This window comes from Bacillus suaedaesalsae (assembly GCF_016890225.1).
Classification (GTDB): Bacteria; Bacillota; Bacilli; order Bacillales; family SA4; genus Bacillus_BS; species Bacillus_BS suaedaesalsae.
Genome location: NZ_JAFELM010000035.1, coordinates 49,168 through 62,181, shown reverse-complemented (window position 1 = coordinate 62,181; position 13,014 = coordinate 49,168). Strand labels below are relative to the sequence as shown.

17 protein-coding genes and 1 pseudogene are annotated in these 13,014 nt (G+C 33.5%); 17 read left to right on the top strand and 1 reads right to left on the bottom strand.

What is annotated here, in order from left to right; genetic code table 11:
- The first annotated feature begins 397 nt into the window (after window positions 1-397).
- From rsgA to JR050_RS14215, 9 genes are all read left to right on the top strand, one after another.
- Window positions 398-1,459, top strand: coding sequence for a ribosome small subunit-dependent GTPase A (gene rsgA / locus JR050_RS14250; RefSeq protein ID WP_430392887.1), 1,062 nt, complete (start codon window positions 398-400; stop codon window positions 1,457-1,459).
- 339 nt (window positions 1,460-1,798) lie between these two features.
- Window positions 1,799-2,035, top strand: coding sequence for a DUF6980 family protein (locus tag JR050_RS20860; protein ID WP_430392886.1), 237 nt, complete (start codon window positions 1,799-1,801; stop codon window positions 2,033-2,035).
- 240 nt (window positions 2,036-2,275) lie between these two features.
- Window positions 2,276-2,794 (top strand): Nif3-like dinuclear metal center hexameric protein, encoded by a 519-nt coding sequence (locus JR050_RS14245; protein WP_204204171.1) that lies wholly within the window; start codon window positions 2,276-2,278, stop codon window positions 2,792-2,794.
- Window positions 2,754-3,038: a Nif3-like dinuclear metal center hexameric protein gene (locus JR050_RS20575; RefSeq protein WP_204204170.1), complete on the top strand. Its 285-nt coding sequence runs from the start codon at window positions 2,754-2,756 to the stop codon at window positions 3,036-3,038. The genes JR050_RS14245 and JR050_RS20575 overlap by 41 nt, the downstream gene beginning before the upstream one ends.
- A 197-nt stretch (window positions 3,039-3,235) precedes the next feature.
- Window positions 3,236-3,781, top strand: a complete 546-nt coding sequence (locus JR050_RS14235) for a hypothetical protein (RefSeq protein WP_204204169.1) — start codon at window positions 3,236-3,238, stop codon at window positions 3,779-3,781.
- An 84-nt stretch (window positions 3,782-3,865) separates the two neighbouring features.
- Window positions 3,866-4,411, top strand: a complete 546-nt coding sequence (locus tag JR050_RS14230) for a GrpB family protein (RefSeq protein WP_204204168.1) — start codon at window positions 3,866-3,868, stop codon at window positions 4,409-4,411.
- Between the two features lie 609 nt (window positions 4,412-5,020).
- Window positions 5,021-5,251, top strand: coding sequence for a PF20097 family protein (locus tag JR050_RS14225; RefSeq protein WP_204204167.1), 231 nt, complete (start codon window positions 5,021-5,023; stop codon window positions 5,249-5,251).
- A 503-nt stretch (window positions 5,252-5,754) separates the two neighbouring features.
- Window positions 5,755-6,474: a hypothetical protein gene (locus tag JR050_RS14220; protein ID WP_204204166.1), complete on the top strand. Its 720-nt coding sequence runs from the start codon at window positions 5,755-5,757 to the stop codon at window positions 6,472-6,474.
- A gap of 108 nt (window positions 6,475-6,582) precedes the next feature.
- Window positions 6,583-7,131 (top strand): hypothetical protein, encoded by a 549-nt coding sequence (locus JR050_RS14215; RefSeq protein ID WP_204204165.1) that lies wholly within the window; start codon window positions 6,583-6,585, stop codon window positions 7,129-7,131.
- 204 nt (window positions 7,132-7,335) lie between these two features.
- Here JR050_RS14215 and JR050_RS14210 read toward each other — a convergent pair.
- A pseudogene (locus JR050_RS14210) lies at window positions 7,336-8,457 on the bottom strand (IS110 family RNA-guided transposase); the annotation flags it as partial.
- 220 nt (window positions 8,458-8,677) lie between these two features.
- Here JR050_RS14210 and JR050_RS14205 point away from each other — a divergent pair.
- The 8 genes from JR050_RS14205 to JR050_RS14170 all read left to right on the top strand — a co-directional run bounded on the left by JR050_RS14205 (window position 8,678) and on the right by JR050_RS14170 (window position 12,776).
- Entirely contained in the window at window positions 8,678-9,055 is a 378-nt protein-coding gene (locus tag JR050_RS14205; RefSeq protein ID WP_204204164.1) for an alpha/beta fold hydrolase, read from the top strand.
- A 9-nt stretch (window positions 9,056-9,064) separates the two neighbouring features.
- Window positions 9,065-9,619, top strand: a complete 555-nt coding sequence (gene lepB / locus JR050_RS14200) for a signal peptidase I (RefSeq protein WP_204204163.1) — start codon at window positions 9,065-9,067, stop codon at window positions 9,617-9,619.
- A complete protein-coding gene (locus JR050_RS14195; protein ID WP_204204162.1) occupies window positions 9,619-9,990 on the top strand; it encodes an NUDIX hydrolase in 372 nt (123 codons plus the stop codon). Before lepB ends, JR050_RS14195 begins: the two co-directional genes overlap by 1 nt.
- Window positions 9,990-10,466 (top strand): NUDIX hydrolase, encoded by a 477-nt coding sequence (locus JR050_RS14190; RefSeq protein WP_204204161.1) that lies wholly within the window; start codon window positions 9,990-9,992, stop codon window positions 10,464-10,466. The genes JR050_RS14195 and JR050_RS14190 overlap by 1 nt, the downstream gene beginning before the upstream one ends.
- The gene (locus JR050_RS14185) at window positions 10,466-10,873 is read left to right on the top strand and encodes an NUDIX hydrolase (RefSeq protein ID WP_204204160.1); all 408 of its coding nucleotides are present in this window, start codon (window positions 10,466-10,468) and stop codon (window positions 10,871-10,873) included. Before JR050_RS14190 ends, JR050_RS14185 begins: the two co-directional genes overlap by 1 nt.
- Window positions 10,874-10,886: 13 nt before the next feature.
- Window positions 10,887-11,444 (top strand): GNAT family N-acetyltransferase, encoded by a 558-nt coding sequence (locus JR050_RS14180; protein WP_204204159.1) that lies wholly within the window; start codon window positions 10,887-10,889, stop codon window positions 11,442-11,444.
- Between the two features lie 120 nt (window positions 11,445-11,564).
- The gene (locus JR050_RS14175) at window positions 11,565-12,338 is read left to right on the top strand and encodes a hypothetical protein (protein ID WP_204204158.1); all 774 of its coding nucleotides are present in this window, start codon (window positions 11,565-11,567) and stop codon (window positions 12,336-12,338) included.
- Between the two features lie 21 nt (window positions 12,339-12,359).
- Window positions 12,360-12,776, top strand: a complete 417-nt coding sequence (locus tag JR050_RS14170) for an NUDIX hydrolase (RefSeq protein ID WP_204204157.1) — start codon at window positions 12,360-12,362, stop codon at window positions 12,774-12,776.
- Window positions 12,777-13,014: the final 238 nt, after the last annotated feature.

Sequence of the window (13,014 nt, the reverse complement as noted above, 5' to 3'; positions counted from 1 at the left end):
TTTTGAAACAAATATCAATATTTTGACGCATATGCACAATATAGGCAGATTTACCATTTTATAAAAAAATATCCAATTGTGTATTTACAAGGTAAAGTGTTTATACTATACTTATCTTAAATAACTGATCGAAAGCGAGGGATGTAATATGGAAAAATTAATTGTTGTAAACGCATATAACTTCATAGCACAGCCCTCGGTATATTTGTAAATTCATTTTCTACTATGTGAACGGATGATAAAACCATGGGCTGTGAATGCACTCATGGTTTTTCTTTTGTCTTGGAAGTATTCCAGCTAATGTTAGCTGGGTACCTCTATCCTTTAAGACCGTGAGAACGGTCTTTTTTTATTTGAAAAAAACAAAAAATGAAACGTTCCGTAGGAGGAAACAAATTTGAATTTAACTCAATTAGGTTGGAATACACAATTACAAAATGAAATGGATGCAATAACAAATACAGAATGGATTGCAGGAAGAGTAACGTTAGAGCATAAGCGAATTTATCGTGTAATGACAGAGTCAGGTGAATTGATGGCTGAAATTACAGGTAAAATGCGATTCCTGGCAGGAGGTAGAGAAGATTATCCTGCTGTTGGGGATTGGGTACTTCTTTCAGCAAGGCTAAATGAAGGTAAAGCAACGATTCATAGCATATTACCACGATTCAGTAAGTTTTCACGAAAAGTTGCAGGTGAAACAACAGAAGAACAAATTGTTGCGACAAATGTTAATACAGTTTTTCTTGTAGCAGCCTTAAATCAAGATTTTAACATTCGTCGATTAGAACGGTATTTACTTTTAACTTGGGAAAGTGGAGCAAATCCGGTCATTGTTTTAACAAAGGCTGACCTTTGTGAAGATTCAGAGCCATTTATACAAGATGTTGAAGGTGTTGCGTTCGGAGTGCCAATCCATGTGACAAGTGCGAAAGATTTAACGGGGCTTGAGCCATTACAGTCATACCTGGGTGAAGGTCAGACAGTTGCATTACTTGGATCTTCTGGTGCCGGTAAATCTACATTAACGAACTACTTACTAGGAGAAGAAAAGCAGCTTGTTCAAGATATTAGAGATGAGGACGGAAAAGGACGACATACAACAACACATAGAGAACTAGTCGTACTTCCATCAGGTGGAATGATTATTGATACTCCAGGTATGAGGGAATTACAGCTTTGGGAAGCGGACGGTGGCATGAGTCAAAGCTTTTCAGATGTTGAAGATTTAGCTGAACAATGTTATTTCAGAGATTGTAAGCACGAAAAAGAACGCGAATGTGCGGTGCGAGAGGCAATTGAATCAGGAGCACTTGATGAGAAACGATTCCAAAGCTATATCAAACTACAACGAGAACTAGCATACCTAGATAGAAAAAATGACAAAAGAGCCCAGCTAGCAGAAAAAGAAAAATGGAAAAAGCTTGCTGGTGACCGTACGAGAGTTTATAGAAAATAATGCTTCCGTTTCGGTGTAGAAGTCTACAAATAAAAAGAAATTAACTGACCAAATCTCTTAGTGATTTGGTCTCTCTTTTGCCAATTTATATCAACCAATTAATAAATTACATTGAACGCATGAAATCAAATTGCCATTCGTATCCAACTGGAGTATACAGCTTTGAGGAAAATGGAAATTACCTCGCACTTTAAAGTTAAGTGGTGCATTTAACTAAGGAACGGTAACGCCGGCTTTGTTGACCTTGATTCAAAATAAAGGTTACAGTGAATTTGAGAGGATATGTTTATAAAGGTTGGTTTAAACCTTTAAAATTAATCGGCTTTGCTCAACTAATGGATGAAGTATAAGTATGAAAAATATCTAGATAAGAGGCTAATAATGAAAAAACATTGTTGTGATGATATGGGTTATCATTCGAATTACAAATGTGACATACATGATAATCCATTTGAATGTCCAGATAAAATAATAATATTTAGTGAAAAAGATCATGACTATGGCTTAATAATTCATGATGGAGGTTCTTCAAGTATCGGAATCTCATTTTGTCCGTGGTGTGGTTCTAAACTTTGATTACCAAGGAGTGCATTCTATTTAAGCAGGATTAATGCACTCTCTTTTTGTATTAATGGAAAAGTTTAGTTCACACAATAGCAATTTATTATGTATTAGACTCATATTCGCAGCAAATAAAGCGAGATTTGGAATAACCTAGTGAGTATTAAGTTGGATATTTATGTTAAATTATTATTACAACCAAGGTGCAAAAAGTGAATTGAAGAGAAAGCAGGATAAAATTGAGGAGGTCAGTATATGGATGTTTCAAGTATTGTTGAAAGAATTAATGATCTTTTTAATGTAACAAGTAAGGAAATCTATTCTAGTGAATCTGGGATTACATACTATGCAGAAAAAAATGTTAAAAAATTAGGATACTGTGTAAACCTAACGCTTGAAACTATAGAGGAAGCAAGAATTCATGGTGTTGATATGTTGGTGACACACCACGATGCATGGGATGAAATATATGGATTAAAAGAGGCATGCATAGAAAAACTAGAAGAGTATGGTATAAGTCACTATTATAATCACTTGCCACTTGATGACTGTAACTTTGGAACAAATGATAGTTTATTAAAAAGATTGAATATTGAAATTGTTAAAAGAACACATGAATGGGAAGGGTTATATTTTGGTAGAATCGCAGAATATGATAAAGAGATTGAATTCAATGAATTAGTAAAGAATCTTGAAAATCTACTTGAAGAACCAGTAAGATCTTGGCGGTTTAATGACAAAAAAAGTGAAGCGAGTGGGTTTAGTTTGTGGTAATGGAGGGCCAACAACTTGCCTTAAGGAAGCAATTGAAAATAATTGTGATGTTTACATTACAGGGGAATGTAATTTGTATACGATTCAATATGCTAAGTTTAAAGGGATAAATCTTATAATTGGGAGTCATACTTTCACAGAATTCTTTGGAATTCAAAGTTTAGCATTGAAATTGAATGAGACCATAAAGGAACTTGAAGTAGTGAAACTTAATGAAGAGCATTATGAAGCGAATTTAAAATAAGACATAATAACAGAAAAAGTATCACAATTAAATTATAGACTTCATTGATTTATGTAGTCTATGTATAAAGATAGTAAAATAATTCGTTCAAGGTTCGGAATTGTGTATTGATCAAAAAAAGGATTAGTGTACTTTTTTGTTGAAGTAAACTTAATTGAATAAATAATCATTGTCCTCCAAAAGGAAGGTGATCTGGCATGATATTAAAGAATAAAAGAGTGTTGAACTCTTTAACTGCTATAATCTTAATTGGAGTATTTACTCTCTATTTAACAGATATTATGAATAGGCCATATGGTAACGATAAGAAGTCTATAGTAAAAGTTATAAACACAATTGATGGATACGAAAATGGAAAAATAGAAATTTTGGAAATTAAGGATATAAACGATGATAGAGTAGTAGGATTTTTATTTAATAATCATCCTGCATACATTCAATTTACTAAAGATAAAAAAGGAAACTATAGATGGACGCACATAGAGAAAAGAGAGGGGGAATCATTTGTTCCTTTCTTAATTAACATATTTGCTAGTGAATCACCTATATTAAAATTTATGATTATTACTAATAAAGAAAATGAAATTTCTAAAATGGAATTGGATGTTGATGGTAAAGTTATCGAACAGGATTATAGTGTTAATCAGCAGTCTATTAGTTGGATTGATGTACCCCAAGGTAAATCTCATGAATTTAAATATAAGTATTTTGATAAATACGGTAACCCTATAGGAGGAAACTAACTCATCGAACGAGTTGGTGTAAACACGTAAATATTCATCTAAAGGGGAAGGTTTGTTGAAGAAAATAAGAAGGGGATAGACTTAATGGACGATAGTATTGAACATAAAAATATTCCAGTATGGGCATTTGAAGCAATTGAGATAAAAAAGCCAGACCCTATGTGGAAGGACAAAGGTATTCAGGAGAGAGAAGAACTATACAATATACTTTCTGCTTTTGGTGTTAAGCAAGTGAAACATATAGGCAGTACAGCAATCCCTAATTTGCCAGCTAAACCAATAATCGACTTAATGGCTTCTATTCAATCATTTGAACTTATCAACAAAATAGTGGAAAACCTATCTTTATACGATTGGCATTATGTACCTCCCGAATTAGACGGACAGCTTTGGAGAAGATTTTTTGTTAAAGTGAAGAACGATAAACGAGTAGCTCATTTACATCTAATGCAAGAAGGAGAAGAACGTTGGGAAAAACAACTTAAATTTCGAAATAAACTAAGAACTAATGCACAACTTGTAGAGGAATACGCTACAATTAAGAGCCAATTAGCACAAGAATTTAATAATGACCGTGAGGGATATACAGAAGCAAAAACAGAATTTATAAATAAGGTACTATTTAACTAAAGGTTGGTTATTTAGTGTTCTTTTTCTATTTTCAGTATTTGTATCAATTCAAGGTTTTTTATTAAATTAAGGGGATCGTTAATTCAAGAATAGTAACACTATTTTGTCGAAGATCTTATTGAACTATCAGGGAAGAATAGTAAAATCAAGCAGAAAAAACTTAGATATTCTAAATCTTTTCTGATTTTCTAATTACTAGAATCGATTTTCATGAAATATCATAAAAATGAGGAGGTATCATGTATTCTACTTGGATAATAAACTTTTATGTTCTACCTTTGGTAATACTAGCTATATTAATTTTTATTCTAGCCAGATATAAATCTAGATTTGTATATCTCCCAGCTTTAGCCCCATTACTATATATATTATATTTAGTTTATCATGCACTCGTTGAGAATGTTGGAGATCGCATGGGAGGAGTAGTATTCATATTTTCTATTTTTTATCTGATAATGGTATCTATTTTGTTGATATGGGCGTTTATTTGCAAGAATAAAATATATAAAATTAATAGTAATTTGAGGTAATGATAATTTTCATTCTTACTGAACTATTGGGAAGGTTACTTCAATAAGAAACACGAAGAAGAAGGTGGTGTAACTAACAATGGACGATGTTGTAAGGTGTCCTGAATGTAGTAACGAGTTGAAGCAAGGATATATTTTCTCTCCTCGAAGAATTTGCTGGTCAGACTCTCCTGATTCAATCTTTGCTGATTTTGGAAGTGAAACATTAATAGGTGATGCATTGTTAAAAGTTAAAAAAACTCCAGCATTAAGGTGTGAAGAGTGTAATTTAGTTATTTTCAAACATAAGAAAAATAACGATATAAAATAACAGTAGTCTTGAACATAAGTTATTTAACAAACGGGTGCTTTAAGAAGGAGATTAACTCCTTTTTATTGAAGTAAAGGGGAAGTTTAGTTAAAGAAGGAAATGTACCAATTAACAGAGAACATATAAAAAAAGAGTTAATATAATTGGAAGGAACAATCAATATGTGGAGAATACCATTAAATTTTATAGTTATTATTATAGTATCTTACCTTTTATTTAATTTCATTGCGTACATACTTCCAGATAATCCAACAGCAACGGATGTATTAATGTTATTAATCTTTATACAAATTTCTTTCATTATTTCACTGCAAGTATATTCTCTACAGAGAAGAAAAAAGTAATGGTTATTATGTGAAGAGTTGTACTTAAACTATTGGGGAAGAATAGTTTAATAAGAGAATTTTTTCTGAGCATTGATCAAGAAAGGATTAATGCTTTTTTAATGGAATATTAATAGTTACCAAACGATATAGTTTAGTGAATTAGATAAGGGTGATATAGTGAGTAAAAAAAATATATTATTATTTAGCGGCATTTTAATTTTTATTATTGTGGTCTCGCTAATGTATCTAAAAATAACGGACGATACTTACGAAGGAATGTCAATAATTCCAGAGCAACACAAAGATATTCCTCTATTTGACGGATTAAAGCCTACTAATCATCAATATGTAATGAAGGGCAATCATTGGGAGGATATTTATGAATTCTACATGGAAAAACTACCTACCCTTGGTTGGAAAGTTGAATACCAACAGTCAGCCTTAGATGATACGGATACTGAAAATGATTGGTCAGGTTTTCATTCGAGTTGGAGAAAAGAGGGTTTTGACGGAGAGTTATGGATAGGTGCGAGCTATAATCAATATGAAGAAAAAACAGAAGTCATCTTTGATAAAAATCCAATATATACATCAACTCCTTGGATAGAGGAAATACCAGAGCGGATTTGTGTATATGAGGTTGTTAATAGCAAAAATTGCCTCGAAATAAATGATAAATCTAATATCAATGAACTAATGGTACTAATAAATTCATCAAATGATTGGGATGAAGAGGAGATACCTAAACGGGAAAAAACAAGTGTCATTGATTTTGGAATCATAGATATAAAGGTCTTTTATGGAGATGATGAAGAAATATATTTTCAATCAGATAAAGGAATTAAAATAATGAAACCCGAAGGGGAATTCTTTCAACTAACTAAGCTAACACAATAGTTTTTGATATGGTTCTTATTAAGCTAATGGGGAAGAATAGTTCAACAACAAAATATTATTTAGGAGAGATGTTAACTGAAACTATATATATTTATATTTTTATTAAGTATGAGTTTTCTACTATATGGATGCCAAATTGTTGAACCAGAATATACTATAAATGATTCTGCGATAGCAGAATTAACCGTATCCTATAAAAATTTTAAGCAACTTAAAAAGGATGCTACTATTATTGCTGAGGTTGAAGTCATAGGACAAAAAACGATAATACATTCAGATATGCCATTTACCATATCTAAAGTTAAAATCTTATCCACAAAGAAAGGTAATGTTAGCCATGAAGAAACCATTAATATAATTGAAACGGGAGGAGAATATAAACCTTTGGGGAAAGAAAACGAGGAATTACCAGAGGTTAAAATGTCCCTAAACGGAGTTAGACCTATGATAGTAGGAGAGCATTTATTTTTGTTTTTAGAACCGTTTGTTGGTCCACAGATTGAAGGTGCGTATATTCCATTAGGTGCATATCAAGGTAAGTTTCAGTTAAAAGATAATAAAGTAAAACAACTATCAAGTGAGGAGTATTTCTTACCTGAATTTGCAGGAGATAAAGAGGTCCCTCTTGAGGACTTTAATAAGATGTTGATGGATTAGATAGAATAGTTTTTCCTGGTGGAAAAAATAAATTGAGTTAACAAAAGACAGAACATTAAGTTTTTGACTAAACCAGCCAATAGTTTGTCAACATTTTTCAATGAAAACTTAAAATCTATCATGATATAATAAAAATATGCATGCCAAATAAACCTCATGTATCCAAAATTTGGGGGGTTTTCATTGTTTAGATAAGTCTAGGTACTATGCAATATCTTGGAAAGTGGTTCTGTTCTTCAATAGGGCGAATATCCATTGTAAAAGTTTATTTGCACAAGCAATTACAGCTACTTTAAAAAGCTTACCTTCACTACGTTTCTTATCGTAAAACTCTCTTAATCTCTTGTTTCTCGGGATTATTTCTTCAGTAGTTTTCTTTTTACGTGAGTCACGTATTCCAGACCGAACTGCCATGTATAGGGCATGCCTTAATCTGCTTGAGCCACGTTTAGTAATTCGAACTAGGGTAGCTTTAAACTTTCCGGATTCAAATACCTCAGGATCTATACCTGCAAATGCAACAAGTTGTTTAGGGTTGTTAAACCGATCTATTTCACCAATTTCGGAAATAATCGTGGCGGCGATTTTCTCTCCGATGCCAGGAATAGATTGGATTATATTATATTCTTCAATATCTTTTGCGAGAGTGTCTATCTCTGCTTCTAACTTTGATAGATGCTCTTTGTATTGAAGAAGCATGTTAATATACATATCCATGCTTAATAGATGGCTTTGGTATAAGTTCTTTTGAAATGGATTACGAGCTGCCGCAGCTTTAAGAAGTTGGACTTTTTCATTAATCCATTTCTTAGATCCCTTTTTATATAATTCCTTTAATCTAGTGGCTAATTCATCTTCACTAGATATTAAGATATCTTCTGATGAAGGATACTCCTGAAGAATAATTAAAGAAGCCAGAGAATATAAGTCACCAAAAACTCCTCTATATTCAGGAAATACTTGATCTAAAACTGCTTGAAATTGTAACTTTGTTTGTACATACATATCGGTTATATTTGAGTGCTGCCTTGTGAGATTACGTAGATTTAAGAGCCTTATTCCTCGTTTTTTATAAGGCTCTAGTTCCTCTTTATAGTAAAGCTCACACAGACGATATGCATCAACTGCATCTGTCTTTACTTTTCGTAAGCTAGAGCTTTTTGCCTTATGAGAAATAAGTGGATTAACAATAATTAATAAATAGTGACGCTCATCTAAATACTGAACAACTGGTTTATGATAATGTCCTGTAGATTCTAATACAACCGGAGGTTGTTGACCGGTTAATTCTTTGATTTCTTTTAGAAAATCTAATAACTTACCTAAAGTTGCTTAGACTCAAAATTAAACCACCTTACGTATTAGTCGGTCATTCTTATGGTGGTCTTTCAATGCGGTTGTTTGCTAGCATGTATCCAGATTAAGTAGTAGGAGTATTAGAGGATGCTGCACATGAAAATTACTATGTGATGTCAAAAGAAAATAAGAACAGAATTCAAAAACTCAAAAAGCTTGCTTTGTTACAGTTGGTTATGTGACCTCGTTGATGGGTTTACCAAGACTATTAAGGCAGAAAATTGGTCGGAAATTCTTAAGTCCTGAATATAATGATGCACTAAAATATATCGGATATAAATTAGGTGCATTTCAAGCAGCGTATCGTGAATATATGGATTGCTCACTTTCTGCTAAACAGCTATTCGAGTCTAAGCCTTTAAATAAAGAGTTGCCTGTTGTTGTCATCAGTGCGAAAAATGAGTCAAAACAATGGCAAGAACATCAACGATTACTGGCAAAATTAACAAAGCGAACAGAGCATATACATGCAAATACAGGGCACTCTGTTCATTTGGAAGATCCAGAACTTATGATTAAGGCAATTTTAAAATTAACAAATACTACTCAAAAGACAAATAGCTTATAGGAGGTTGTAATGAAAGGTTTTAATGAAGTATGGGAATGGATAAAACCGTTATCTATCGCTATTATTTTGGTTATCATAATACGAAATTTCATATTTGCTCCAATTGTAGTTGATGGTGATTCAATGATGCCTACGTTACATGATCGTGAACGAATGGTTGTGAGCAAAATTGGTGAGCCGGAAAGATTTGATATCGTAGTATTTCATGCAACAGAAGAGAAAGACTATATTAAGAGAGTAATAGGTTTACCAGGTGATCGCATTGAATATAAGGATGATGTATTATACATAAACGGAAAAGCACAGGAGGAGCCCTATTTGCAAACATATAAGGAACAACTACAAGAAACAGCGTTTGAAGGTCAGTTAACGGAAGATTTCAGTTTAATGGAAATCATCGGTCAAGACACTGTCCCAGAAGGAACTTTGTTTGTAATGGGAGACAACAGATCTAATAGCATTGATAGTAGAAATCCAAGTTTAGGTGTTGTACCAATGGAAGAAATGATAGGCAAAACAAACCTAGTTTATTGGCCGTTGAATGATATAAAGGTTGTAGAGTAATGATATCACAAGGCTTTATCATGAAAATTAACGAAGTTCTCATGGTGAAACAATATGTCGAGCGTGGAGATATTGTTTGGAACTTCCCGGGAGGCAGTATTGAAGAAGGAGAAACGCCACAGGAAGCTTGTGTGAGAGAAGTTAAAGAAGAAACTGGTTTTGATGTAGAGATTAATGAACTTTTGTATAAAGGAAAAAGCAAATATACTTATACAGTAAAAATTGTTTCAGGTCTACTAGAATTAAATAAGGAACTAAAGGATAATAACGGCATCATTGACGTACAATGGATTTCCATTTTCGATAAGGAAAAATGGGATGACTATACTCTACCGATCCTACAAAGATTCCAAGAGAAAGATGATGTGTAATGGAATATGCATACTGTCCACGTTGTGGAATGAAGTTAATGAAAAGTGAAACGGGTGCCCCAATGTGTCCCACTGAGCACTATACACAAAATCAAGCTGGTGCTGTTGCGGGAATCATTTTACAGAATGATTCCATTTTATTAGAACAGCGTGCAGGCGCAACTCATTTTGGAAAATGGGCATTGCCTGGTGGGATTGCTGAATTAGGTGAGACACCGGAAGACGCGCTGGTCCGAGAAGTATTGGAAGAGACTGGATTGGTTGTGAGTTGTGGGCAATTAATTGGTGCAAAGGGGACACCGGATTCCATTATCGTCTTTTTTGAAGCAATAATTTTAGATGGTGAACTAAACACATCCTCCGAGTCTTTGCAGGTGAGATGGTTTCCAATTGGCGAGCTGCCCTGGGAAGAACTAGCATTTTCAAGACAAGAAGAACTGTTAAAAGAATATTTTCATAGAAAAGGAGATTTATAATGCAACCACCAAAACATATTGTATCAGCAGCAGCAATTGTACTAAATGAAAAGAATGAACTTTTATTAATCAAAGGACCTCGTCGTGGATGGGAAATGCCGGGGGGGCAAGTTGAAGAAGGAGAATCTTTAAGAGACGCAGCAGTCAGAGAAACAAAAGAAGAATCAGGTATAGATATTGAAGTGACAAAGTTTTGCGGGATATTTCAAAATGTAAATAGAAGTATATGTAACACGTTATTTTTAGCAAGAGCTGTAGGGGGAGAATTAACGACAACACCAGAGAGTTTAGAGGTTGGATTTTTCCCAATTGAAGAAGCATTAGAAATGGTTACTCATACGAATTTTAGACAGAGAATTGAACTTTGCTTAAAGGAAGATACACATCCTTTTTTAGTTGAATTTTAAGGGAGTGTTTAGAATGGAAACGTTTCTCCTACAAGACTTGCAAACTCTAGAAACGAAGCGTCTTATATTACGAAAATTGAGAAAAGACGATATCCAAGATATGTTTGAATATGGATCTAATGATGAAGTAACGAAGTATGTGAGCTGGTACACCTATCAATCGATAACCGATGCACAATTGTTCTTGGATCATATATTACAACAATATGAAGACGGTAGTGGTGCCTTTTGGGGAATTGAGGATAAGGAAACAAACAAACTTATCGGGACAATTGATTTTGTTGCGTGGAATCGTAAACATAGAAAAGCTGAAATTGGATATATTCTATCACAGGATTACTGGGGTAAGGGACTGATGACGGAAGCTGCACAGGCAGTGATTCAGTTTGGCTTTGAAAAAATGAATCTAGTTAGAATTGAAGCCAGGTGCCTACTTGAAAACATAGGTTCAGAGAAAGTTATGCAAAAAGCTGGTATGCAGTATGAAGGAACTTTAAGGAAATCAATGCTTTTGAAAGAAAAACACCGTGATATTAAGCTTTATTCGATTTTAAAGGATGATATTTTGTAAAAATGGATCAAACATGATGGTACTAGGAAAAAAGCAGGAGTGTGATTTAGTATATGTGTGGGATTTGGAACTAAATTCGAAACGAGAGATAAAAACCTTCCATTAGAACGAAGAAAACTAATGCATGTAATGGAGAGAGATTTAATAAATGACAGAGGTAAAATTGGATTTTTTTACGGTGGCTCTATTGCAGAAAATAGAGAAGATTGGTATTCGGATATTGATTTGAGGATTGTTGTAAAGGACACTTTATTCGAGACATATCGATCGAACAAAAAGGAACGAGGAAAGAGTTGGGGAGATGTTCTTTTTTACGAAGATATTCCTTGGGCAACTCATTCAGTTATCCATTATAAATCGTTTATCAAAGCTGATGTATTTTATTACACAATACATGACCTAAAACCTTCTATCTATTTAATAGATATTAAAATTGTGTATGATCCAAAACATGTATTATGTGAATTGAAACAGCTTTCTCATGGAATTAGGTACGTTTTAACCATTGAAGAGTTTGAGGTGTGGCGAGGAAAAGTATTTGCTTATATTCATGAGGTTTACCGGAGAATCATGAGAAACGAATATAAATACGTATTCACAATGATAAACGGACTATCGATGCTAGTAGCTAACGGGTGGTATATGGAAAAAGGTATACAGCCAAACACGCTTGGTAACTGGTCAAAAATTGAAGGTCAGCAAAGTGTATTAAGCGAAGAACAACTTTCCAAATTAATGTGCTGGGATACCTGTAAAAGAGACGATGAAACCATAATGAAAACAATGAACTCGGTCATTTTTGAATTTAAATACGTACACACGAAGCTTTGTGCAGAGTTAGGAGTAACTGAAGACTCACAATGGATAGAGGAGATATTTAGTTATGTAAAATAAAATGTTTTAGGAGTATTGCACATGAAAAAATGGTACGGTTCAGCGGGTGTTTGCATCAATAATTGTTCTGAAGTTTTAATGGTTTTACAAGGTAGAGAAAATGAATTGAAGAAGTGGACGATTCCTTCTGGGGGAAGAGAAGAAGGAGAGTCGTTTGAAGAGTGTTGTATTAGAGAGCTTAAAGAAGAGACAGGGTATGATGTTGAGGTTATTCAGACTTTACATACGAAGACTGGCTATTATAAAGAGTATGAAATAGAATTTGAAGTACAATATTTTCTTTTAAATGTAGTTTCAGGAGAGAAAAAAATCCAAGACCCTGACAATCTTATTTACGATATCAGTTGGAAGTCAATTGAGGAAATTGACTTGCTAGATTTATCATATCCAGAGGATAAAGAGTTTATAAGGAAGTTAGTTGAGATAGGGGAATTATGAGAGAAACTGTGATTCTACATACTGAAATACATAATAGGTGAAGGAAACAAAATAAAGTTGACGGTGCAAACGAACAAAAAATACTCAATACACATTAATACACGTAGCTGTCATACCTTTTTGTTTCACATTTAGTGCATGTGACCCACTTGAAGATTTTATTGATCGACATAAATAAAATATGGAGCATGTTATAACATGCTCCAAGCGTGCTATTAGGGTTTTGGAGTGGAAAGTG